The organism is Bradyrhizobium sp. CCBAU 051011 (assembly GCF_009930815.1).
Taxonomy (GTDB): domain Bacteria; phylum Pseudomonadota; class Alphaproteobacteria; order Rhizobiales; family Xanthobacteraceae; genus Bradyrhizobium.
The window spans coordinates 5,932,724-5,955,984 of record NZ_CP022222.1 but is presented as its reverse complement, the minus strand read 5'-3'; the positions used below and the strand labels follow the sequence as shown (position 1 = coordinate 5,955,984).

Here is a 23,261-nt window from a genome sequence, read left to right as displayed (position 1 = left end):
GAACCCAAACATTCCGGCCCAACCGGGAGGACCCGTCATGAATCCTGCCAACCTTCCCTTTGATTCCGAGACCATGCTGCAGGGTTTGCGAGCCTGGGTTGAATGCGAAAGCCCCACCTGGGATGCGCGTGCGGTCGATCGCATGCTCGATCTTGCGGCGCGCGAAATGGCCATCATGGGTGCGACGATCGAGCGCATTGCCGGACGGCAGGGCTTTGCCGGCTGCGTTCGCGCGCGCTTCCCTCACCCGAAGCAGGGCGAGCCTGGAATCCTGATCGCGGGCCATCTCGATACCGTCCATCCCGTCGGCACGCTGGAAAAGCTGGCGTGGCGGCGCGAAGGCAACAAATGCTACGGCCCGGGCATATTCGACATGAAGGGTGGCAACTACCTCACGCTCGAAGCGATCCGGCAACTGGCCCGCGCCGCGTTCACGACGCCGCTGCCAATCACCGTGCTGTTTACGCCGGATGAAGAGGTCGGTACGCCATCGACCCGCGACATCATCGAGGCCGAAGCCGCGCGCAACAAATATGTGCTGGTGCCGGAGCCTGGCCGCACGAACAACGGCGTGGTCACCGGGCGATATGCCATCGCCCGCTTCAATCTCGAAGCCATCGGCAAACCGAGCCATGCCGGCGCCACGCTCTCCGCCGGCCGTTCCGCGATCCGCGAAATGGCACGCCAGATTATCACTATCGACGGCATGACGACTGAAGATTGCACTTTCTCGGTCGGCGTCGTGCATGGCGGCCAATGGGTCAATTGCGTTGCCACCACCTGCACCGGCGAGGCGCTCAGCATGGCCAAACGGCAGGCCGACCTCGATCGCGGCGTCGAGCGGATGCTCGCGCTTTCCGGGAGCAGTAATGATGTCACGTTCAAGGTCACCCGCGGTGTGACCCGGCCGGTGTGGGAACCCGATGCCGGCACGATGGCGCTTTATGAACACGCGCGCAGCGTGGCGAGGCAAATGGGCGTCGAGCTTCCGCATGGCAGCGCCGGCGGCGGCTCCGACGGCAATTTTACGGGCGCCATGGGCATTCCGACCCTCGACGGCCTCGGCGTTCGCGGCAACGATGCCCATACGCTCAACGAGCATATCGAAGTCGACAGCCTCGCCGAGCGTGGCCGTTTGATGGCGGGCTTGCTGGCGACGCTGACGTGAGCGGCAGGTCGCCGCCGATGCCGGCTGCGATTTCGCCTATTTCCGCAAGCTTGGACTGTTGGCGGATGAACGACGACTCCTCCCCGTCCGAGGAGCAAGCGAGAAGCAATCCATCCCTCCGCATGCGTGGATGATGCATGGATTGCTTCGCTCTGCTCGCAATGACGGGCTGGTGGCTGTGCGAGGCAATTACTAACGCCCACGCGGCATGCAAAACGGAATTGCTCCTCGGCTTGCGCTTGCCGCGATCTCCCGCTTAACGTCCCCCACCGAAAAAACCTGGCTGAGACATATGACCCGTATCGCCGTCGGCGGCTTCCTGCACGAAACCAACACGTTCGCGCCGACCAAGGCGACCTATGCCGATTTCATTCATGGCGGCGGCTGGCCATCGATGGCGCACGGGCCTGATGTGCTGAAGGTCATGCGCAAGATCAATGTCGGCCTTGCCGGCTTCATCGAGACGGCCGAAGCTAATGGCTGGGAACTGGTCCCTACCATCTCCGCAGCCGCCAGCCCCTCGGCGCATGTCACGACGGATGCCTTTGAACGCGTGATGAAGGAGATGGTCGACGGCATCGCCAAAGCCGGACCGATCGACGCCGTCTATCTCGATCTGCACGGCGCCATGGTGACCGAGCAGCACGACGATGGCGAAGGCGAAATCCTCGCCCGCGTACGCAAGGTGATAGGCCCGGATCTGCCGCTGGTCGCCAGCCTCGACCTCCATGCCAACGTCTCGCCCGAGATGGTCGCACATGCCGACGCGCTGATCGCCTATCGCACCTACCCCCATGTCGACATGGCCGACACCGGCCGCGCCTGTGCAAGGCACCTCGCGCTATTGCTGAAGACGAAGCATCGCTTTGCAAAGGCGTTCCGGCAACTGCCGTTCCTGATCCCGATCTCCTGGCAATGCACCAACGACCAGCCGACCAGGGGCATTTATGAAAAGCTCGCTGCGCTCGAAACCGAAGCGGTGCCGACGCTGTCCTTTGCGCCGGGCTTTCCGGCGGCGGATTTCAGGGATTGCGGCCCGAGCGTGTTCGCCTATGGCAGGACGCAGGCCGATGCCGATGCCGCCGCCGACAACATCGTCGCGCTGGTCGAGAGCCACGAGGACGATTTCGACGGCCGCATCTATTCGCCCGATGACGGCGTGCGCCTCGCCATGGAGCTTTCGAAATCGGCGACCAGGCCGATCATCATCGCCGACACCCAGGACAACCCCGGCGCTGGCGGCGATTCCGACACCACGGGCATGCTGCGCGCGCTGGTGCGCAACAAGGCGTCTGGTGCCACCGGCGTGATCTATGACCCGGAGTCGGCCAGGGCGGCGCATGCCGCCGGCGTCGGCGCCACGGTCACGCTCGATCTCGGCGGCAAGTCCGGCATCCCGGGCGACGCACCCTACAAGGAAACTTTTGTCGTCGAGAAACTGTCGGACGGGAAATTCGTTGCATCCGGTCCCTATTACGGCGGCCGCGACATGGACATGGGACCGTCGGCTTGCCTGCGCATCGGTGATATCAGAGTGGTCGTCGGTTCCTACAAGGCGCAACTCGCCGATCAATCGATGTACCGCTATGTCGGCATCGAGCCGACCGAACAGAAAATCCTGGTCAACAAGAGCTCGGTGCATTTCCGCGCCGATTTCGAGCCGATCGCCGAAAAGCTCCTGATCTGCGCCGCCCCCGGCGCGATGCCGGCAGATACCGCCACTCTGCCCTGGACGCGCCTGCGTCCGGGCATCCGCATCAAGCCGAAAGGTGCTGCCTTCACTCCATCCGCCCAGTCACGCTCAAAATCTTCAGCCACGGGATAACAGACAATGCCTACTATTGAACGCATCGAAGGCTTTGCCGACGAACTCACCGCCATCCGCCGGGACCTGCATGCCCATCCCGAGATCGGCTTCGAGGAAGTCCGCACCTCGGGCATCGTCGCCGAAAAGCTGAAGGGCTGGGGCATCGAAGTGCATCGCGGCCTCGGCGGCACCGGCGTGATCGGCGTCCTCAAGGGCAAGGGCAATGGCGGCAAGCGCATCGGCTTGCGCGCCGACATGGACGCGCTGCCGATGGAAGAAAATACCAACCTGAAATGGCGCTCGACCATTCCCGGCCGTTTTCACGGCTGCGGCCATGACGGCCACACCACCATGCTGCTCGGCACCGCGCGCTATCTGGCCGAGACGAAGAATTTCGACGGCACCGTGCATTTCATCTTCCAGCCCGCCGAGGAAGGGCTCGGCGGCGCCCGCGCCATGATCAAGGACGGCCTGTTCCAGAAGTTTCCCTGCGACGAGATCTATGGGCTGCACAACGCGCCGGACCTGAACCACGGCGAGATCGCGATCCTGCCAGGACCGGCGATGGCGGGCGCCGACTTCTTCGACATCACCATCCAGGGCTATGGCGCCCATGGCGCGATGCCCGAGCGCTCCAAGGACGCGGTGGTGATCGCGACCACGCTGGCGCAGGCGCTGCAGACCATCGTCAGCCGCAATGTCGATCCGTTGAAGTCGGCGGTGCTGTCGGTGACGCAGATCCATGCCGGCTCCGCCAACAACGTGATCCCCGGCGAGGCCAGGCTCGGCGGCACGGTGCGCGCGTTCGACGATGGCGTGCGCGCGCTGATCCGCGAGCGCATGCGCGCGATCTGTGCGGGCATTGCCGCAACCTTCCAGTGCGAAATCACCGCCGACATCAACGATACGTTCAGCGTGCTCGTCAATGAGGAGGAACAGTCCAAGGTGGTCGAAGCCGTGGCAAAGACCGTGGTCGATCCGGCCAACGTGTTGACGCGCTCGGCCCCGAAGATGGGCAGCGAGGATTTCGCCGACATGATGCAGGTCGTGCCCGGCGCCTATTTCTGGATCGGCCATGACGGCTCGGTGCCCGTGCACAATCCCGGCTTTGTGCTCGACGACAAGATCCTGCCGATCGGCGCCAGCATGTTCGCCCGCATCATCGAAACCCGGCTCCCGGCAGGTTAGCATGCATAGAACCGTCGCCGAAGAAGAAGTCACGTCGCTGCACGACCTTTCCGCGACCGACCTGATCGCGGGCTATCGCGCAAAACAGTTCTCGCCCTCGGAAGTGCTGGAAGAAGTGATCGAGCACGTCGCGGCGTGGGAGCCGCACATCAAGGCGCTCTATCTGTTCGATCCCGATGGCGCACGCACGGTCGCGAAAGCTTCGACCGACCGCTGGCAGAAGGGCGAACCGGTCAGCACGCTCGACGGCGTGCCGGTGACGATCAAGGACAATATCGCCACCAAGGGCCAGCCGATACCGCTGGGATCAGCCAGCGTGACGCTGGTGGCGGCGGAAAAGGATGCACCACCTGCCGCGCGCTTGCGCGAAGCCGGCGCGATCATCTTCGCCAAGACGACGATGCCCGATTACGGCATGCTGTCGTCAGGGCTCTCCAGCTTCCATCCGCTCACCCGCAATCCCTGGGACCTCAGCAAAAATCCCGGCGGCTCCTCTTCCGGCGCAGGCGCCGCGGGCGCGGCCGGTTACGGCCCGCTGCATCTCGGCACCGATATCGGCGGCTCGGTGCGACTGCCGGCGTCCTGGTGCGGCCTCGTCGCGCTGAAGCCTAGCCTCGGGCGCGTTCCTATCGATCCGCCCTATGTCGGCCGGGTCGCCGGCCCCATGACCCGCACGGTCGACGATGCGGCGCTGATGATGTGCGTACTGTCGAAGCCGGATCGCCGCGACGGCATGAGCCTGCCCGCGGACACCATCAACTGGCGGGCGCACGACAAGTCCCCGCGCAAGGTCCGGATCGGCCTGATGCTCGATGCCGGCGCCGGGCAACCGCTGGAAGGCGAGGTACGAAACGTTGTCGTCAACGCCGCCAAGGCGTTGGAATCCGCCGGCGCCGTCGTCAGCGAGGTTAGCGGCATCCTGACCCGCGAGATACTCGACGGGCTCGACAATTTCTGGCGGGCGCGGTTGTGGGACGATCTGTCAAAATTGTCGCCCGAGGAGCGCGGCAAGACGCTGCCCTATATCCACACATGGGCGGAAGCTGGCGCAAAGCTTTCCGGCGTCGACGTCGTCAGGGGTTTCAACGCCACCATGGCGATCCGCGCCGCGGCTGCAAAGCTGTTCTGCGAACTCGACTATGTGATTTCGCCGGTATCGCCGGTGGTAAACTTCCCGGCCGAATTTGCCGCCCCGATGAACGATCCGGATAAACCGTTCGAGCACATTGCCTATACCGTGCCGTGGAATATGGCGGAGAACCCGGCGCTCTCGATCAATGGCGGTTACGACGCCAAGGGTTTTCCGATCGGCATCCAGATCATCGGCCGACGGTTCGACGATCTCGGCGTGCTCGGCATGGCCAAGGCTTTCGAAGGCCTGCGCGGCCCGCAGAAGCCGTGGCCGACGCCGCCGAAGAAGTAGCTTCTGGATACCTCCGTCATGGCCGGGCTTGTCGTGGCCATCCACGTCTTTACGCTCTCGAAGGACAGAAGACGTGGATGCCCGGGACGTCTAGCGCGACGACGCGCTTCGCGCTTCTGCCCGGGCAAGACGATGCGTTGAGCAGTCAAACAAGAAGATAAGGAAGGAAACACCCCATGGCGTACGAGACCATCAAGTACGAGGTCGAGGAGCAGATTCTCACGATCACGCTGAACCGGCCCGACAAGCTCAACGCCTTCAACGGCACGATGCAGCAGGAACTGATCGACGCCTTCGATGCCGCCGACAAGGATGACAATGTCCGCGCCATCATCGTAACAGGCGCAGGCCGCGGCTTCTGCGCCGGCGCCGATCTTTCCTCCGGCGCCAACACGTTCGACCGCGATGCGCGGCGTGGCCCGGTGAAGCGGCTCGCCAGCGGCGCGGTCGATTACAGCGATCCCATGGTACGCGACGGCGGCGGCCAGGTGACGCTGCGGATCTTCAAATGCCTGAAGCCTGTTATCGCGGCGGTCAATGGCCCGGCGGTCGGCATCGGCGTCACCATGCAGCTCGCGATGGACATCCGCATTGCCTCGGAAGCCGCGCGCTTCGGCTTCGTGTTCTCCCAGCGCGGCATCGTCCCCGAGGCCGCATCGAGCTGGTTCTTGCCCCGCATCGTCGGCATCTCGCAGGCGCTGGAATGGTGCTACTCGGGACGCGTCTTTCCGGCACAGGAGGCACTGGCCGGCCGTCTCGTCAGCAAGGTGGTGCCGCCGGACGATCTGTTGCCGACCGCCCGCGCGCTCGCCAAGGAATTCGCCGCCAAGACCGCGCCGGTGTCGGTGGCGCTGATCCGGCAGATGATGTGGCGCATGATGGGCGCCGACGATCCGATGGAAGCCCACAAGGTCGACAGCCGCGGCATCTACGCCCGCGGCCGCTCCGAGGACGTGAAAGAAGGCGTGGTGTCGTTCCTGGAAAAGCGGCCGGCCGAGTTCAAGAACAAGGTATCGAGCGACATGCCCGACTATTTCCCGTGGTGGCAGGAGCGGGAGTATAAGTGAGCGACCGGCCGGCTTCGGCCGACGCGACGCAAGACGGCGTCGTCCTGCTGCATGGCATCAGCAGGACGGCGCGATCGTTTCGAAAAATGCAGGCGGCGCTGGAAAGCGCTGGTTTCGCCACCCTCAACCAGGACTACGCGAGCCGCCGGAAGGGGCTGGAAGCGCTTGCGGAGGACATTCATCCCTCCATCCAGCGTTTTGCTCACGACATCGACGGCTCCGTCCATTTCGTCGGCCATTCCATGGGCGGGCTGCTGGCGCGGGTCTACATTGCCAGACACCGGCCGAAACGGCTCGGCCGCGTGGTGATGCTCGGCACGCCGAACAGCGGCAGCGAGATCGCCGACCGGCTGAAGGAGTCAAAGCCCTTCCGCGTCTTCTTCGGCCCGGCCGGACAGCAACTCGGCACACGGCGGAGTGCGGTGGACGATGCGATGCTTCCACCCGTCGATTATCCCGTCGGCATCATCGCCGGAGACCGCTCGATCGATCCGGTAGCATCCGTATTTCTGCCGAAGCCGCATGACGGGCGGGTGTCGGTGGCGAATACCAGGCTCGACCGCATGGCGGACCATATGGTCGTTCACACCGCGCATCCATGGCTGATGCGACATAGCGTTGCAATTACGCAGACGATTGCATTTTTGCGCGCCGGGAAATTCAAATCGTAGGATGGGCAAAGCGAAGCGTGCCCACCATCTTTTTGCGCAGCGGAAATGGTGGGCACGGCGCAAGTGCGCCTTTGCCCACCCTACATCACCAGCGCCACCCGCCCGATCGCCTTGCGATCGATCAATAGCCGCATCGCCTTCGCATAATCCTCCAGCGGCAGGCGGTGCGAGACGTTGGGACGGACCTTTCCAGCCTCCGCCCATTCCGTCAGCGCCTTGATCCTGACTTCGCCGAGCATGGGATCTCTCCGCACTGCTTCGCCGGCACGGACGCCAAGCACGCTGGCGCCCTTGATCATCAACAGATTGGTCTTCGCAAGACCGATGCCGCCGGTGAAGCCGATGATCAAGAGCCGCGCGCCCCAGTTAATGCAGCGCATCGAGTTCTCGAACACCTCGCCGCCGACGGGATCGAACACCACGTCGGCGCCCTGCCCGTCGGTGAGACGCTTGACGGCGTCGCGGAACGGTTCGCGGTCGTAGCGGATCAGATGATCGGCGCCCCTCGCCTTCGCAATCTCGAGCTTCTCGTCGCTTGACGCCGTCGCGATCACGGTGGCTCCTAACATCTTGCCGATCTCGACAGCGGCGAGCCCAACGCCGCCGCCGGCACCGTGCACCAGCAGCACCTCGCCCGGCTGAAGCCGGCCGCGATCGATCAACGCGTGATAGGCCGTGCCATGGCCGGCCAGAAAGGTCGCGCCCTCGGCATAGTCGAACGTCGACGGCAGTTTGACGAGCTGCGACGGCGTGGCGACGGCTTCATCGGAATAGGCGCCATGCCGCATCTTGACGATCACGCGGTCACCCACCACCACACCTTCCGCCGCGTTGACCTCGACGACATCGCCGGCGGCTTCCATGCCCGGCGTGAACGGCAGCGCCGGCTTGAGCTGATATTCGCCTGCGGCCATCAGAACGTCAGGGAAATTCAACCCGGCGGCGCGAATGGCGACGCGCGCCTGCCCGGGCTCCAGCGGCACCGCGGCAAAGGTTTCCAGACGCAGGCTCTCGGGCGGACCGAGCTCGCGGCAGACGACAGCCCTCGGCATCAGGCGGCCCGCGCTTTCACGCGCTCCAGCGCTTCGCGGATCAGCGGCATCCGGTCATTGCCGAAATACATGTCGGTCTTGTCGACAAAGATCGTCGGCGAGCCAAAGCCGCCGCGCGCCATCACCTCGTCCGTGTTGGCCTTGAGCTGATCCTTGATCGCCTGCTGGCCGATGCCCTCGAAGAATTTTGCATGATCCACGCCCACCTTCTTGCAGATTTCGGTCAGCACCGAGTCCTGCGAGATGTCCTTGTCGGCGCCCCAATATGTCTCGAACACGGCAGTGGCGAACGGCACCATGTCCTTGTTGCCCAGCCAGATGCAGCCGCGCATCGCCTTGACGCTATTCACCGGAAACACCGTCGGCGGCATCTTGATCGCAAGGCCCGCCGAACGCGCCCAGTCGGCGAGATCCTTCTTCATGTAGCGCGCCTTCAACGGCACCGGCGTCTCGCGCTGCGCGTAGACGCTCGGATTGACGGTGTTGAAGATGCCGCCGACCAGGATCGGCCGCCAATTGATCTCGACGCCGAGCTCTTTGGCGAGCGGCTGGATGTTGTGAAAGGCGAGATAGGTCCAGGGGCTGGAACAGTCGAAGAAGAACTCGAGCATGGGATTTCCCTTGTTATTTGAGATCACTGTTATGTCCACCGTCATTGCGAGGAGCGAAGCGACGAAGCAATCCATACCTTCCGCGCGGTTGCATGGATTGCTTCGCTTCGCTCGCAATGACGGCGTCGCGACGGCCTACCCTTTCCCCGCCAATTCCTTCGCGCGGGCTCCGAACATATTCCGTCGCGCCTCCTCGTCGAACGGCTCCTTCACGAACTTGCCGATCGCTAGCCCTGCCTGCACCTGCGGCCGTGCGCGCACTTCCGCGTACCAGCGCTTGACGTTCGGGTAGTCGTCGAGCGTGAAGCCCTGCGCCTTGTGGGTCATGGTCCAGGGAAAGCAGGCGATGTCGGCGATCGAGTAGTCGCCGGCGACGTAGGCGCCGGTCTTGCCGAGTTGGACATCGAGCACGCGGTAGAGCCGCGCCGCCTCGTCGCGGTAACGCTCGATCGCGTACGGAATCTTCTCCGCCGCATAGAGCGCGAAATGGCCGTGCTGGCCGAGCATGGGCCCCAGCCCACTCATCTGCCACATCAGCCATTGCATCACCTGGGACCGCGCCCGCGTCTCCGTGGGCAGAAAACGCCCGGTCTTGTCGGCGAGATAGATCAGGATCGCGCCGGTCTCGAACACCGAAAACGGCCCCTGCCCGTCGATGGGCTCGTGGTCCACGATAGCCGGGATCCGGTTATTCGGGCTGATCGCCAGAAACTCCGGCCTGAACTGGTCGCCGGCGCGGATGTTGACCGGAATGACCCGATAGGGAAGCCCGAGTTCCTCAAGCATGATCGAGATTTTCCAGCCATTCGGCGTTGGCGCGTAATGCAGGTCGATCATGGCTCCCCTGGCTGCCGATTGCGGGATATTCCCCGTGAAGGCGACTTTTGTTGTTCTGTACCTCTATCTTAAGACATGGCAGACAGGCGCTCAATCAGAACTGAGCGGGAGGCCCCTATGCTGTTTCCAACCACGATCGCAGGCTCTTTACCGAAGCCGGAATGGCTGGCCGAGCCCAACACACTGTGGGCCCCCTGGCGCTCGAAAGGCGACGAACTCGCCCGCGCCAAGCGCGACGCCACCATACTGGCGGTGAAGCTGCAGGAGGATGCCGGCGTCGATATCGTCACCGAGGGCGAGCAAGCGCGCCAGCATTTTGTCCATGGCTTCCTGGAGAAGGTCGAGGGCATCGATTTCGCCCACAAGGTCGAGATGGGCATCCGCAAAGACCGCTACAAGGCGATGGTACCGCAGGTGACAGCGCCGCTGACGCTGAAGGGCCGCGTCCATGCGGATGAGGCCCGCGTCGCCCGCACCCATACCACCCGCAAGCTGAAATTCACCCTGCCCGGCCCGATGACTATCGCCGACACCGTCGCCGACCGGTATTACGGCGACAAGGTCAAGATGGCCTTCGCCTTTGCCGAACTGCTCAACAACGAGGCCAAGGCGCTGCAGGCCGACGGCGTCGACGTGATCCAATTCGACGAGCCCGCCTTCAACGTCTTCATGGACGAAGTCTCCGACTGGGGCATCAAGGCGCTCGAGCGCGCCGCCGAAGGCCTGACCTGCACCACCGCCGTCCATATCTGCTACGGCTACGGCATCAAGGCCAATACCGACTGGAAGCAGACGCTCGGCAGCGAGTGGCGGCAATACGAGGATATTTTCCCGGCGATCGCCAAAAGCCCGATCCAGCAGGTCGCGATCGAGTGCCGCAATTCGAAGGTGCCGCTGGATCTGCTGGCGCTGCTCCCCGGCAAGGTAATCCAGGCCGGCGTGATCGACGTCGCCAGCGACACGATCGAGACCGCCGAGGATGTCGTCAAGGTGATCGAGGCCGTCTCGAAATTCGTGCCGCTGAGCAACATCGTCGCGACAACCAATTGCGGCATGGCGCCGATGCGACGGGATATCGCGGAAGCGAAGCTTGCGGCGCTGGGCGCGGGCGCGAAACTGGCAAGGCAGCGGCTCGGGTGATGCTTCCATTCCCTCTCCCGCAAGCGGGAGAGAGAGCGGACCGCGCAAGCGGCATCGCCTTCTAACTAACTCGCGCTCGGATGTAGCACCGGGCGATATCCGGCACTGAGCGCGCGGAGCGTCGATGGCGGCGTCAGCAACAGCGCGCTCTCGATCGCGCCATCTATTCCGCTATAACCCGCCATCGACCATTGCAGCGCCCTGCCCTGCACCATCAGAAAACTCTCCGCCCCCTGCTGCACCATCGCTCCGTCTGGCAGCTTCTCTAGCGGCATGGGCAGTGGGTGCAGCCGCTTCTTGCCGCGCTCCAATCGATCCCGATGCAGCACGGCGTCCATCTCCCGCGCCCGAATATCCGAAACGCCATTACCCGCCTCCCACGCCGCGCGGAAGCGGTTGGCGTCGTCGCGGCGGCAGAAGAAGCATGGACGATGGCCTGCGGCGAATGCCGTCGCCTCGTCGAGAAAGAACAGCTCGGTCCAGCTCCGCCGGCCCATCACCGGCCGCCGCCAGCCCCTGAACTCGCAGAGGCAGGTAATCCAGGCGGGGCTCGACCAGCGTTTTTTCAATAACGTCTTTGTCGCGGGATCGTGGATGATGCCGCGATTGCCGGTGAACAGGCCGCGGTGCGGGGTGGCGATGATGTCGCCCGTGGGTGTGACGCGGTTTTGCAGGGGCATGAAAGGCTCAACCTATTGCCGCCACCGTCAATGCGAGGTGCGAAGCGACGAGCAATCCATCTTTCCGCGGCGGCATGGATTGCTTCGCTTCGCTCGCAATGACGGCTAGATCACATCCCTGCCGTCACGGACGGATCGGCGGCTGGAACGACAGCGCGGTATCCCAGGGAAAGTGGATCCAGGTATCCTGCGACACCTCGGTAATGAACGTATCAACCAGTGGCTTGCCCTGTGGCTTGGCATAGACGGCCGCGAAATGCGCGTCCGGCATCATCGAACGCACCAGCCGTCCGGTCTTGCCGGTGTCGACGAGGTCGTCGACGATCAACAGGCCCTTTCCGGTCCCGCCGCCGAGCTTTGCCACGTCGGCCGAAATGCCCTTGAGCGCCTGCAGGTCGCCCTGCCTGGTGTGGTCATAGCTGGCAATGCAGACGGTATCGATGATGCGAATGCCGAGTTCGCGCGCCACGATGGCCGCCGGCACCAGCCCACCGCGGGTAATCGCGATGATGGCATGAAACGGCCCGACCTCGTTGAGCCGCCAGGTCAGCGCCCGGCAATCCCGGTGAAACTGGTCCCAGGAAACCGGAAAGGCTTTCTCCGGCGGCGCCGTCACGAGCGCGCTCCAGAACGATTTGTCACTGTTGTTCTCCGTAGCTTTCGAAACCGGATCACTCGCGTCGCTACCGCGGGACGTTCAATCCCGCCAGCATCTCCTTCACCGCGGTCATCGCGGCGTTGAGCTTTTCGGGATCGCGGGAGCGGACCACAAGATTGGTGTTCGGCTTCTTGTCCTCGTCCATGAACGGATAGCTGCCGATGATGGTGTCGGGATGGGCATTGGCGATGTCCCGCAGCGGCCCGCCGATATCGCCTTCCCGCGCGTTGGCCCGAACCGAGTCCGACAGCATCCGCACGCCCGATTTCAGCTTGGGCGAGACGATATCCATCATCGCCTGCATGATCGAGGGAATGCCGGCCATCACGATGACGTTGCCGAGCTTGAAGCCGGGCGCGAGGATGGTGGCGCTCTGGATCAGTTCGGCGCCGTCGGGCACGCGGGCCATGCGCAGCCGGGCCTCGTTCAGATCCTGCTCGCTCCAACGCTCGCGAAAGCGCGCCACGACCTCCGGATGATGATCGATGCCGACGCCGAACGCCTTGGCGACGCTGTCGGCTGTAATGTCGTCATGGGTCGGTCCGATGCCGCCGGTGGTGAAGACATAGGTGTAGCGATTCCGCAGTGCATCAATGGCGGCGATGATGTCGGCCTCGTCATCGGCGACGACGCGGACCTCCTTGAGGTCGATGCCGATATTGGTCAGGTATTCGGCGATGAAGCCGATGTTCTTGTCCTTGGTCCGGCCGGACAGGATCTCGTCGCCAATGACCAGAATACCCGCCGTGACGATCTCGCTCATGACTTCCCCTCACCTGTCCCCGTACTTTGCGCAAGCAACGCTTTGAAGTCACGGGGCTTTGCTGCCGAAATAAGCACCCGGCAGCCTTTTTTTAGGGCAGCGCGGCCGGCCGCCCACACGAAATGCCGCGAGCCAATGCATATCGCGCTGGCCCGAGCCTTGCTACCATCCCGTGAAGTCATGCACTGTGCCGCATGGCTTCGAGAGATAGTCAGGATCTATGGCAGTTGCCTTTGATGAAATGAACGGGCCCGGCGGCGACCTGCGCCCGGCCTATCGGGAGCTCTCCCGCTGGCTGAAGGAGACGCCTCCGGACGCCCTGGAATATCGCCGTCAGGAGGCGGAACTCTTATTCCGCCGGATCGGCATCACCTTCGCCGTCTATGGCGACGCCGAAGCCCAGGAACGGCTGATCCCCTTCGACGTCATCCCCCGGATCATGTCGGCCAAGGAATGGACGGTTCTGGAAAAGGGCCTGAAGCAGCGGGTCCGCGCGCTCAACATGTTCCTGCGCGACATCTATCACGGCCGCGACATCCTGCGCGCCAACCTCATTCCCGACGACCTGATCTTCCAGAACCCGGTCTTCCGGCCCGAGATGAACGGCCAGAGCGTGCCGCACGACGTCTACGTGCACATCGCCGGCATCGACATCGTCCGGACCGACGCCGACAATTTTATCGTGCTGGAGGACAATGCGCGCACGCCCTCCGGCGTCTCCTACATGCTGGAAAACCGCGAAATCATGATGCGGCTGTTTCCAGACCTGTTTGCCCGCCACCGCATCGCTCCGGTCGAACGCTATCCGGACGAACTGCTGTCAGCGCTGCGCTCGGTCGCGCCGTTGTCTGCCTCGGCGGAGCCGACGGTCGCGCTGATGACGCCCGGCGTCTATAACTCCGCCTATTACGAACACTCGTTCCTTGCCGACAAGCTCGGCATTGAGCTCGTCGAAGGGCGCGACCTCATCGTCAAGAACGACGAGGTGTTCATGCGCACCACCGAGGGACTGAAGCGCGTCGACGTGATCTACCGCCGCGTCGACGACGATTTCCTCGACCCCCTGACCTTCCGCCCGGACTCGGCGCTCGGCGTGCCCGGCCTGATGTCGGCCTATGCGGCCGGCAATGTCACGCTGGCGAACGCGGTCGGCACCGGGATCGCCGACGACAAGGCGATCTATTCCTACATGCCGGAGATTGTGAAATTCTATCTCGGCGAGGAGCCGATCCTGAAGAATGTGCCGACCTGGCGCTGCCGCGAGCCGAAGGACCTCGCCTACGTGCTCGACAATTTGAGCGAGCTGGTGGTCAAGGAAGTCCACGGCTCCGGCGGCTACGGCATGCTGATCGGCCCCGCCGCCACCAAGGCGACCATCGAGGCGTTCCGCGACAAGCTCAAGCGTGAGCCCGAGGGTTTTATCGCCCAGCCGACACTGGCGCTGTCGACCTGCCCGACCTGCACCGCGGCCGGTCTCGCGCCGCGCCATGTCGATCTCAGGCCATTCGTGCTGACCGGCAGCAAGCACGTCACCATCGTGCCCGGAGGGTTGACGCGGGTGGCGCTGAAGGAAGGCTCGCTGGTGGTCAATTCGAGCCAGGGCGGCGGCACCAAGGACACCTGGATATTGGACGAATAGAGAGCGAATTTCACGTATGCTGTCGCGCACTGCCGAAAACCTGTACTGGCTGGCCCGCTATGTCGAACGCGCCGAATATATCGCGCGCACCATCGACGCGACGCTGCGTGTCACCGCCCTGCCCGCCGCCTATATCGGCAAGACCAATGAGTGGGAATCGGCGCTCCTGACCGCCGGTGTCAGCACCAGCTTCTACGAGACCTATCAGGAGGCCAACGAGCAGAACGTCGTCGAGTATCTGGCGTTCTCGCCCGCCAATCCCTCCTCGATCAAGAACTGCATCGAGGCAGCGCGGCTCAATTCGCGCTCGGTCCGCACCGCACTGACATCGGAGATGTGGGACACCATCAATTCGGCCTGGATCGAATTGCAGGAAGTCTGGGGCAAAGGCACGTCCAGCCGCGAGGAACTGGCGCGGTTTCTCCGTTTCGTGCAGGAGACTTCACTGCGGTTCGACGGTTCGGCCTACCGGACCATGCTGCGCAACGACGCCTACTGGTTCTCGCGGCTCGGCCTACATCTGGAGCGCGCTGACAACACCGCCCGCATTCTCGACGTGAAGTATCACGTACTGCTGCCCGAGGAAGAACATGTCGGGGGACCGCTGGATTACTACCAGTGGACCTCGATCCTGCGCTCGGTGTCGGCGCTGACGGCCTATCACTGGGTCTATCGCGAGACGCTGAAACCCTGGCTGATCGCCGACCTCCTGATCCTCAACGACACGCTCCCGCGCTCGCTGGCGAGCTGCTACAGCAATCTGGTGCGCAATCTTGACCAGATCGGCGTCGCCTATGGCCGCCAGGGCGCCTCTCAGCGGCATGCCCGCGGGGTGCGAAACCGCCTTGAACACAGCCATATGGACGATATCTTCCAGCACGGCGTGCATGAATTCATCCAGGAATTCATCGCGGACAATTCAAGGCTGGGTGAGATCATCACCAGGCAGTATTTGATCTAACCAAGCACTGTCATTCCGGGATGGCGCGCAAGCGCCAGACCCGGAATCTCGAGATTCCGGGTTCGATGCTTCGCATCGCCCCGGAATGACGGCGCGAAAGAAGAGATATCCAATGCGCCTGCGAATTGCCCATACCACGAGCTATCGCTACGAGCCCCCGGCCTCGGGCGTGATCCAGATCCTGCGCATGACGCCCGGCAGCCATGACGGGCAGTACGTCGCCGAATGGCAGATCGACGTCTCGACCGATTCCCGGCTCGACACGCATCAGGATGCGTTCGGCAACGTCACCCATGTATTAACGCATGGTCCGATCGCCGACCTCACCATCCAGGTCGAGGGGCTGATCGAGACCCACGACACCGGCGGCGTGCTGCGCGGCACCGACGAGCGCTTTCCGCCGAGCCTATTCCTGCGCTCGACCGCGCTGACCGAAGTCAACCCGGCGATGGCGACGTTCGCCCGCGAGATGCGTTCGGAGTCCGACGGCGACGTGCTCGGCTTCCTGCATGCGCTGATGGTGCAGATCAACGAGCACATGATCTTCGACGAAGACCCGACCAATTCGGGCACCTCGGCGGCGGAAGCCTTCGCGCTCAAGCGCGGCGTCTGCCAAGACTATGCGCACATCTTCATCGCCTGCGCGCGCTCCGGCGGCGTGCCGGCGCGCTTCGTCTCCGGGCATTTCCTGCGCTCCGACGGCACCGTGCACCAGCAGGCCGGCCATGCCTGGGCGGAGGCATATGTACCTGATCTGGGCTGGGTCGGATTCGATGCCGCCAACGGCATCTGCACCACCGACGCCCATGCCCGCGTCGCGACCGGGCTCGATTACCTCGGCGCCGCGCCGGTGCGCGGCACCCGCTATGGCGGCGGCACAGAGACGTTGACGGTCGCGGTCAAGGTCGAACAGGCCGGGCGACCGGGACAGTGGCAGAGCCAGTCGCAGTCGTAAGATTAATTTACAGGCCTATCCCGGTCATTGCGAGCCAACGGTCGCGCGAATGCGCGCCCGATGACAGGCTCCGCGAAACAATCCACGCTTCAGCACGGGGATAGATGGATTGCTTCGCTTCGCTCGCAATGACGGCGGAATCGCCATCACTTGTCCAGCCAGACATCCTCGAACCGCAGATTGTTGTACTGGCTGTTGGCGTGCGGCTGGAAGTTCTTTACGTAAGGCTGCCAGCAATTGGCGGCCGACGAGTGCAGGATGATCGGCCGCGCCGCATCCTCGACCAGTAGCCGCTCGATCTCCCAGACCATCTTCTTCCGTTTTTCGCGGTCGAGCTCGCTCGATTGCGCCGCCAGCAGCCGGTCGACCTCGGCGTTGCAGTACTGGGTGTAGTTGCGCTCCGACTTGCAGGAGTAATTCTCGACGATGTTGCCGTCGGGATCGTCGACGCTGACGCCGGTCACGTTCAGCCCGATCGTATAGTCCTTCTTGGCGAGCCGCGCGTACCAACGTGGCGTATCGAGAATGTCGAGTTCGCTCGTGATGTAGATCTTCTTGAGCTGGTCGGTCAGGATCACGGCGGGATCGCGATAGGTCGGCAGGTTCCTGGTCTGGATCTTGATCTGCAGCGGCTTTGCGTCGCTATAGCCGAGCTTCTGCATGATCGCCTGCGCCTCGGCGATATTCTTCTCGGCGTTGGGACCATAGCCTGTCAGCGACGACACCATGTCCGGCGGCATACCCCACTCGCCCTCGGGCTTGGCCAGCATCGCCCCGCCCATCCGCGCCAATCCTTCCATCAGGATGGTGTTGAAGGGTTTGCGGTCGAGCGCCAGCGACATCGCTTTCCGGATATCCGGATTGTCGAACGGCGGATTGACGCGGTTGACCATCAGATTGATCTGCGTTCCCGTCGTCGTCATCTCGCAGATCGCATGCGGCGCACGCGCCTTCACGTCCTTCATCAGGGGAATGCTGACGTCGGAGGGAAAAGTGAGGTCGTACTCGCCGGTGGCAAAGGCTAGCATCCGCGTCGCGCGGCTGTCGATCATCCGGAACGTGATCTCGTCGAGATACGGGCGGTCCTTCTTCCAGTAGTCGGGATTGCGCACCAGGCGAACCGACTCGCCGCGCTTGAACTCGACGAATTTGAACGGCCCGGTGCCGACCGGCTTGGTGCGCATGACCTGCTGCGGCACGTGGCAGGGATAGACCGGCGAAAACGCGCTCGCGAGCAGCACCGGCAAGCTGGGCTGCGGCTCGCTCAATTCGAACGTCGCCTCGTGATCCCCGTTGACCGTGACGTCCTGCAGCTTCGTGTACCACACCTTGCGCGGATTGCGCTTGAAGTCCTGAGTCTCGCCGCCCTTCCCGATCAGCATCCGCCAGGTGCATTGCACGTCCTTGGCCGTGAACGGCTGGCCGTCGTGCCATTTCACGCCCTGTCGGAGCTTGAACGTCAGCTTGGTGTTGGTGGAATCCCACGACCAGCTTTCGGCGAGGTCGGGAATGACGGTGTCGATGCTCTCGTGCACCTTGGCGGGATCGAACACCACGAGATTGTTGAAGATCGCCGCGAACGGCGTCACCGAGGCGATCGTCGCCTCCTCATGCAGCGAAGTCGAGGGCGGATTGTCATTGTGATAGAGCCGGAGCGTGTCGCCCTTTTTCTGCGCTGCGGCGGGGCCGGCCAATGCGATGCAAAGCAGCGCGATGGATGCGACGGGTTTGAGCAACGACCGCGTGGCGCGCATGGTGGTCTCCCAATCTTTTTGTTCTTGTCGAACAGCCAGACTGCCGGAGGCGGCCGGAGTAATCAATACTCGCAGCTTCGGTAGTTCGAGGCCTCGCAGGCCTGCGCCATGGCCTCGGCCTGCGACATCTCCGCGGGCGTCATGGCCTTCGAAACCTCGCGCAGAGCGGCCTTCGCCTTTGCGTCGCCGCGTTTGGCTGCGACGCTGAACCACATGAAGGCGCGGGCCGGGCTTGGCGTCATGCCCTCGCCCTTGCGGTACATCGTCCGATCTGGGTTTGCGCCTTCGGATTGCCCGCTTCCGCCAGCGGACGGAACAGCCGGATCGCCGGCACATAGTCGCCGCGGTTGTAGGCCACCATGCCGTCTTCCCAGGGACCTGCCTGCGCGCCAGCGCTACCCAGCAAGCAGATGGCCGCGACCGGGCCGATCAGAGCTGATTTCCGCATGCGTTCCCTACCCTCGCCCTGGAGGTTTTACCCGCCCGGCGGATGCCGCGCCACGGGGAATTGGGGTTGGATGGCCCCTCGAAATTGGCTACTAGTTTGGCCGCCGAAAAACGACGCGTCGAGGACTCGGAATGACCTATTGCTGCGGAATTCTGGTGCGGGACGGCCTCGTCATGATCGCGGATACCCGCACCAATGCCGGCCTCGACAACGTCTCGACCTTCCGCAAGCTGCATATTTTCTCAAAGCCCGGCGAGCGCATCATGGCGATCGCCAGCGCCGGTAATCTGGCGATCAGCCAGTCGGTGCTGTCGACCCTGACCGAGGGCATCGAGGACGCCACCACCGGCGAGGTCGAGACGCTGATGAACGCGCCGACCATGTTCCAGGCGGCGCAGCGCATCGGGCGCGCGATCCGCCAGGTCCACGCCACCGAAGGCCCGGCGCTGCGATCCGAAGACGTCTCCTTCGACGTCTCCTTCCTGTTCGGCGGGCAGATCAAGGGCTCGCGGATGCGGCTGTTCATGGTCTATACCGCCGGCAATTTCATCGAATGCACCACCGACACGCCCTATTTGCAGATCGGCGAGCACAAATACGGCAAGCCGGTGCTCGACCGCGCGATGCATTACGACGTCGAACTGTATGAGGCGCTGAAGACCGGCCTGATCTCGATGGATTCGACCATGCGCTCCAACCTTGGCGTCGGCCTGCCGATCGACGTGCTGGTGGTGCGCACGGATGCCTGCGAGGCCGATCTCAACCACCGCATCGAGGCGGGCGAGCCCTATTTCCACGATCTGCGCTCCCGCTGGTCGGCGGCGCTGCGCGCGGCACACCAGAATATTCCCAGACCACCCTACAAATCCGAAACAGAAGCAAAGAAGTAAAGGCGAGGAAAAACATGGCCGACACAACCAACAAGATCGCGCTCGTTACCGGTGCAGGCACCGGCGTCGGACGCGCGGCATCGCTGGCGCTGATGAACGCTGGCTACACCGTGGTGCTGGCCGGGCGCCGCATGGAGATGCTGGAGGAAACCAAGAAGCTCGGCGACAATGTCGGCAAGAGCATGTGCGTTTCCGCCGATATGACCAAGCCGGATTCGATCGCGGCGCTGTTCGCCAAGGTGAAGGACACCTATGGCCGACTCGACGTGCTCTTCAACAATGCCGGCATGGGCGCGCCGCCGGTCAATTTCGAGGACCTCAGCCTGGAGCAGTGGCAGGCGGTGGTGAACACTAATCTCACCGGCCCCTTCCTGTGCACCCAGCACGCCTTCCGCATCATGAAGGACCAGAACCCGCGCGGCGGCCGCATCATCAACAACGGCTCGATCTCGGCGCATGCGCCGCGGCCGTTCTCCGCCGCCTATACGTCGACCAAGCACGCGATCACCGGCCTGACCAAGGCGAGCAATCTCGACGGCCGCATGTATGATATCGCGGTCGGCCAGGTCGACATCGGCAATGCCGCAACGCCGATGACCGACCGCATGGTCGCCGGCCCCGGCGTGATGCAGCCCGACGGCACGATGAAGCACGAACCGCGCATGGACGCGAAGGCGGTCGGCGATGCGGTGGCCTACATGGCGGGCCTGCCGCTCGATGCCAACGTGCTGTTCATGACTGTCATGGCGACCAAGATGCCGTTCGTGGGACGGGGCTGATTCCACAGCCGTCGTTGCGAGGAGAAAGCAATTTTGCGCTGAAGCGACGAAGCAATCCACGCCTCCGCACGTGGTGGCGCAATGGATTGCTTCGCTTCGCTCGCAATGACGACTGAGGGACGCGAGCGCCCTACTCCAGCCTCTCCACCTTCCGCAGCGCCGGGAACAGCTTCATCCAGAGCAGCGCGATCGCGATGGTGCCGACGCCGCCGAGCACGGCGGCCGGCACGGTGCCGAACAGCGCCGCGGTGACGCCGCTCTCGAACTGGCCGAGCTGGTTGGAGGCGTTAATGAAGAGAAAGTTCACCGCGCCGACCCGGCCGCGCATCTCGTCGGGCGTTGCGAGCTGCACCAGCGAGAAGCGGATCACCACGCTGATCGTGTCGGCGGCGCCCAGCATCGCCAGCGCCAGTACCGACAGCCACATCCATTGCGACAGCGCAAACACCACCGTCGCCGCGCCGAACGCGATCACGGCCTGGAACATCCGCAATCCCACATGGCGATTGATGGTGTGACGCGCGAGATAGGCGGTCATCAGGAGCGCACCGACCGCGGGCGCGGCGCGCAGGACGCCGAGGCCAAGCGGGCCGGTCTGCAGGATGTCGCGGGCATAGATCGGCAGCAGCGCCGTTACGCCCCCGAGCAGAACGGCGAACAGATCGAGTGAGATGGTGCCGAGGATCGCCGGATTGTTGCGGATGAAGCGGACGCCGGCAAACACATCATCCGCTGTCGTATCCTCTTTCGAAACGTCCTGCTTCTCTGCGCGGATGAAGCCGGTGAGAACTGCGCCCATCAGCCAGAAGATGACGATGACAAGATACGGCAGGCTCGGCGCGAAGACGTAGGCGAGACCGCCGAGCGCGGGGCCGGTGATGGTCGCGACCTGGGCCGCGCCGGAGGAAATCGCGGTCGCGCGCTGCAGCGAGCCTCTGGGCGCGATCAGCGGCAGCAGCGCCGCCGTTGCCGGGCTCTCGAAGGCGCCGGCGATGCCGATCACGAAGGTGGCGATGAAGATCTGCACCTCATTGAGCCATCCGGCAAAAGTCGAGACCGCCAGGAACAGCGCGGTCGCCGCTTCCGCGAGCTGGCAAAGCTGCACCACCCGCTTGCGCTCGAACCGGTCGGCGGCATGGCCGGCCACGAAAACCAAAAGCGCCGTCGGCAGGAATTGCACCAGCCCGACCATGCCGAGCTGGAAGGCGCTGCCGGTGAGATCGTAGATCTGCCAGCCGATCGCGACCGCCGCGATCTGGCTGGCGAAGCGCGACAGGCTGCGGGACAGCAGGAAATAAAGGAACGGGGCGTGCCTGAGCAGTTCGCGGGCGCCCACCGGCATCGTCGAGGACATGGGCAGACGGGGTGGCCGAGCGCGATGCAGATGTCAACGGGCAGCCCCGCAACACGGCATTGCGCGGCCCTGCGGCGCTGGCATAATCGCTGCCGGGGTTTCGGGGGATTCATGCTGCAACTGCAATCGGCGTTTGGCGTGCTGGCATTGCTGGCAATCGCATGGTCGCTCAGCGAGAACCGCCGCGCGGTTTCGATCCGGCAAATCGCGGTTGGCCTGGCCGTCACCATCGTCACCGCGCTGGTACTGCTCAAGCTGCCGCCGGTGGCCAAGGCGTTCGGCGCCATCAACGACGCCGTCAACACGATCTCGGCGGCTACCCGCGCCGGCACTTCCTTCGTGTTCGGCTATCTAGGCGGCGGCGCCCTTCCCTTCGATCTCAAGGCGCCGGGCGCGGATTTCATCCTGGCCTTTCAGGCGTTGCCGATCGTGCTGGTCATGAGCGTTCTGACGACGCTTCTGTTCTACTGGCGGGTGCTGCCGCCGGTCGTGCGCGGTATGGCGTGGCTATTGGAGCGCACGCTCGGCGTCGGCGGTGCGGTGGGGCTGTCCGCCGCGGCGAATATCTTTCTCGGCATGGTCGAGGCGCCTTTGTTCATCCGCCCCTATCTGGCGCAGCTCACCCGCAGCGAATTGTTTCTGGTGATGACCGGCGGCATGGCCGGTATCGCCGGCACGGTGCTGGTGCTCTACGCCACGTTCCTTGCGCCGTTGATCCCGGATGCGGCGGCGCATTTTGTCATTGCATCGGTGCTCGGCGCGCCGGCCGCGATCCTGATCAGTCTGATCATGGTGCCGGAGACGTCGGACAAGCGCACCGGAGGATCATTGGAAGATCCTGATATGCACGTCTCAAGCACCATGGATGCGATCGTCAAGGGCACCACGGCCGGGCTCGAGCTGTTGCTCAACATCGTCGCCATGCTGCTGGTGCTGGTGGCGCTGGTCTATCTCGCCAACGCGATTTTGGGGCTGTTGCCCGAGATTGGCGGCGCCAAAATCTCGCTGCAGCGGCTGCTCGGCTACCTGATGGCGCCGGTGTGCTGGCTGATGGGCCTGCCCTGGCCGCAAGCCGTCACGGCCGGAAGCCTGATGGGCATCAAGACCATCCTCAACGAACTGATCGCCTATGTCGAACTGTCGAAGCTCGGCGCAGATGCGCTAGATCCGCGCTCGCGGCTGGTCATGCTCTATGCGATGTGCGGCTTTGCCAACTTCGCCAGCCTCGGCATCATGATCGGCGGCCTCGGGACGATGGCCCCGGAGCGTCGCGAGGAAATCAACGCGCTGGGCTTGAAGTCGATTGTGTCAGGTACGCTGACGACGTGCCTGATGGGCGCGATGGTGGGGGTGTTGACGTAGGCTCATCAGCCCGTAGCCCGGATGGAGCGCAGCGCAATCCCGGACACGTGTTCA

23 protein-coding genes are annotated in these 23,261 nt (G+C 63.8%); 13 read left to right on the top strand and 10 right to left on the bottom strand.

Features of this window, described 5'->3' with window-relative positions:
- The first annotated feature begins 37 nt into the window (after positions 1–37).
- From ACH79_RS27835 to ACH79_RS27810, 6 genes are all read left to right on the top strand, one after another.
- The gene (locus ACH79_RS27835) at positions 38–1,168 is read left to right on the top strand and encodes a M20/M25/M40 family metallo-hydrolase (RefSeq protein WP_161853786.1); all 1,131 of its coding nucleotides are present in this window, start codon (positions 38–40) and stop codon (positions 1,166–1,168) included.
- 292 nt (positions 1,169–1,460) lie between these two features.
- Positions 1,461–2,993, top strand: a complete 1,533-nt coding sequence (locus tag ACH79_RS27830) for a M81 family metallopeptidase (RefSeq protein ID WP_161853785.1) — start codon at positions 1,461–1,463, stop codon at positions 2,991–2,993.
- Positions 2,994–2,999: 6 nt separating this feature from the next.
- Positions 3,000–4,163 (top strand): M20 aminoacylase family protein, encoded by a 1,164-nt coding sequence (locus ACH79_RS27825; RefSeq protein ID WP_161853784.1) that lies wholly within the window; start codon positions 3,000–3,002, stop codon positions 4,161–4,163.
- 1 nt (position 4,164) lies between these two features.
- Complete coding sequence (locus ACH79_RS27820; protein WP_161853783.1) at positions 4,165–5,586, top strand: amidase; 1,422 nt, start codon at positions 4,165–4,167, stop codon at positions 5,584–5,586.
- Positions 5,587–5,762: 176 nt separating this feature from the next.
- Positions 5,763–6,653, top strand: coding sequence for a crotonase/enoyl-CoA hydratase family protein (locus ACH79_RS27815; RefSeq protein ID WP_161853782.1), 891 nt, complete (start codon positions 5,763–5,765; stop codon positions 6,651–6,653).
- Positions 6,650–7,324, top strand: coding sequence for an alpha/beta fold hydrolase (locus ACH79_RS27810; RefSeq protein WP_161853781.1), 675 nt, complete (start codon positions 6,650–6,652; stop codon positions 7,322–7,324). The genes ACH79_RS27815 and ACH79_RS27810 overlap by 4 nt, the downstream gene beginning before the upstream one ends.
- 80 nt (positions 7,325–7,404) lie before the next feature.
- Here ACH79_RS27810 and ACH79_RS27805 read toward each other — a convergent pair whose 3' ends face one another.
- From ACH79_RS27805 to ACH79_RS27795, 3 genes are all read right to left on the bottom strand, one after another.
- A complete protein-coding gene (locus tag ACH79_RS27805) occupies positions 7,405–8,376 on the bottom strand; it encodes an NADPH:quinone oxidoreductase family protein (protein ID WP_161853780.1) in 972 nt (323 codons plus the stop codon).
- Positions 8,376–8,987 carry a 2-hydroxychromene-2-carboxylate isomerase gene (locus ACH79_RS27800; protein WP_161853779.1) on the bottom strand — a complete coding sequence of 204 codons (612 nt, stop codon included), beginning with the start codon at positions 8,985–8,987 and terminating at the stop codon, positions 8,376–8,378. Before ACH79_RS27800 ends, ACH79_RS27805 begins: the two co-directional genes overlap by 1 nt.
- Before the next feature lie 135 nt (positions 8,988–9,122).
- On the bottom strand, positions 9,123–9,824 hold the full coding sequence (locus ACH79_RS27795; protein ID WP_161853778.1) for a glutathione S-transferase N-terminal domain-containing protein: 702 nt from the start codon (positions 9,822–9,824) through the stop codon (positions 9,123–9,125).
- 117 nt (positions 9,825–9,941) lie between these two features.
- Here ACH79_RS27795 and ACH79_RS27790 point away from each other — a divergent pair, with 117 nt between their 5' ends.
- Positions 9,942–10,964, top strand: coding sequence for a methionine synthase (locus tag ACH79_RS27790; protein WP_161853777.1), 1,023 nt, complete (start codon positions 9,942–9,944; stop codon positions 10,962–10,964).
- Positions 10,965–11,029: 65 nt separating this feature from the next.
- Here the strand turns inward: ACH79_RS27790 and ACH79_RS27785 are convergent, their stop codons facing one another.
- The 3 genes from ACH79_RS27785 to ACH79_RS27775 form a co-directional block, all read right to left on the bottom strand.
- Positions 11,030–11,644, bottom strand: a complete 615-nt coding sequence (locus tag ACH79_RS27785) for a hypothetical protein (RefSeq protein ID WP_161853776.1) — start codon at positions 11,642–11,644, stop codon at positions 11,030–11,032.
- A 124-nt stretch (positions 11,645–11,768) separates the two neighbouring features.
- Entirely contained in the window at positions 11,769–12,260 is a 492-nt protein-coding gene (gpt, locus tag ACH79_RS27780; protein ID WP_161853775.1) for a xanthine phosphoribosyltransferase, read from the bottom strand.
- Between the two features lie 67 nt (positions 12,261–12,327).
- On the bottom strand, positions 12,328–13,065 hold the full coding sequence (locus ACH79_RS27775; RefSeq protein WP_161853774.1) for a molybdopterin-binding protein: 738 nt from the start codon (positions 13,063–13,065) through the stop codon (positions 12,328–12,330).
- A gap of 220 nt (positions 13,066–13,285) precedes the next feature.
- Between ACH79_RS27775 and ACH79_RS27770 the strand changes: the two genes are divergently transcribed.
- The 3 genes from ACH79_RS27770 to ACH79_RS27760 all read left to right on the top strand — a co-directional run bounded on the left by ACH79_RS27770 (position 13,286) and on the right by ACH79_RS27760 (position 16,620).
- Complete coding sequence (locus ACH79_RS27770; protein WP_161853773.1) at positions 13,286–14,704, top strand: circularly permuted type 2 ATP-grasp protein; 1,419 nt, start codon at positions 13,286–13,288, stop codon at positions 14,702–14,704.
- 16 nt (positions 14,705–14,720) lie between these two features.
- A complete protein-coding gene (locus ACH79_RS27765; protein ID WP_161853772.1) occupies positions 14,721–15,665 on the top strand; it encodes an alpha-E domain-containing protein in 945 nt (314 codons plus the stop codon).
- Between the two features lie 112 nt (positions 15,666–15,777).
- A complete protein-coding gene (locus tag ACH79_RS27760; RefSeq protein ID WP_161853771.1) occupies positions 15,778–16,620 on the top strand; it encodes a transglutaminase family protein in 843 nt (280 codons plus the stop codon).
- Positions 16,621–16,766: 146 nt separating this feature from the next.
- Here the strand turns inward: ACH79_RS27760 and ACH79_RS27755 are convergent, their stop codons facing one another.
- From ACH79_RS27755 to ACH79_RS27745, 3 genes are all read right to left on the bottom strand, one after another.
- Complete coding sequence (locus ACH79_RS27755; RefSeq protein ID WP_161853770.1) at positions 16,767–18,374, bottom strand: ABC transporter substrate-binding protein; 1,608 nt, start codon at positions 18,372–18,374, stop codon at positions 16,767–16,769.
- Between the two features lie 62 nt (positions 18,375–18,436).
- A complete protein-coding gene (locus ACH79_RS27750) occupies positions 18,437–18,616 on the bottom strand; it encodes a hypothetical protein (RefSeq protein WP_161853769.1) in 180 nt (59 codons plus the stop codon).
- Entirely contained in the window at positions 18,613–18,822 is a 210-nt protein-coding gene (locus ACH79_RS27745) for a hypothetical protein (RefSeq protein ID WP_161853768.1), read from the bottom strand. The genes ACH79_RS27750 and ACH79_RS27745 overlap by 4 nt, the downstream gene beginning before the upstream one ends.
- A 131-nt stretch (positions 18,823–18,953) precedes the next feature.
- On the opposite strand from ACH79_RS27745, the gene ACH79_RS27740 reads away from it, so the two are divergent.
- Together ACH79_RS27740 and ACH79_RS27735 are read left to right on the top strand one after the other, a co-directional pair.
- Complete coding sequence (locus tag ACH79_RS27740; RefSeq protein WP_161853767.1) at positions 18,954–19,712, top strand: proteasome-type protease; 759 nt, start codon at positions 18,954–18,956, stop codon at positions 19,710–19,712.
- 14 nt (positions 19,713–19,726) lie between these two features.
- The gene (locus ACH79_RS27735; protein WP_161853766.1) at positions 19,727–20,491 is read left to right on the top strand and encodes an SDR family oxidoreductase; all 765 of its coding nucleotides are present in this window, start codon (positions 19,727–19,729) and stop codon (positions 20,489–20,491) included.
- Between the two features lie 130 nt (positions 20,492–20,621).
- Here the strand turns inward: ACH79_RS27735 and ACH79_RS27730 are convergent, their stop codons facing one another.
- Entirely contained in the window at positions 20,622–21,845 is a 1,224-nt protein-coding gene (locus ACH79_RS27730) for an MFS transporter (protein ID WP_161853765.1), read from the bottom strand.
- A gap of 111 nt (positions 21,846–21,956) precedes the next feature.
- Between ACH79_RS27730 and ACH79_RS27725 the strand changes: the two genes are divergently transcribed.
- Positions 21,957–23,207 carry a NupC/NupG family nucleoside CNT transporter gene (locus ACH79_RS27725; RefSeq protein ID WP_161853764.1) on the top strand — a complete coding sequence of 417 codons (1,251 nt, stop codon included), beginning with the start codon at positions 21,957–21,959 and terminating at the stop codon, positions 23,205–23,207.
- The last annotated feature ends 54 nt before the right edge of the window (positions 23,208–23,261 follow it).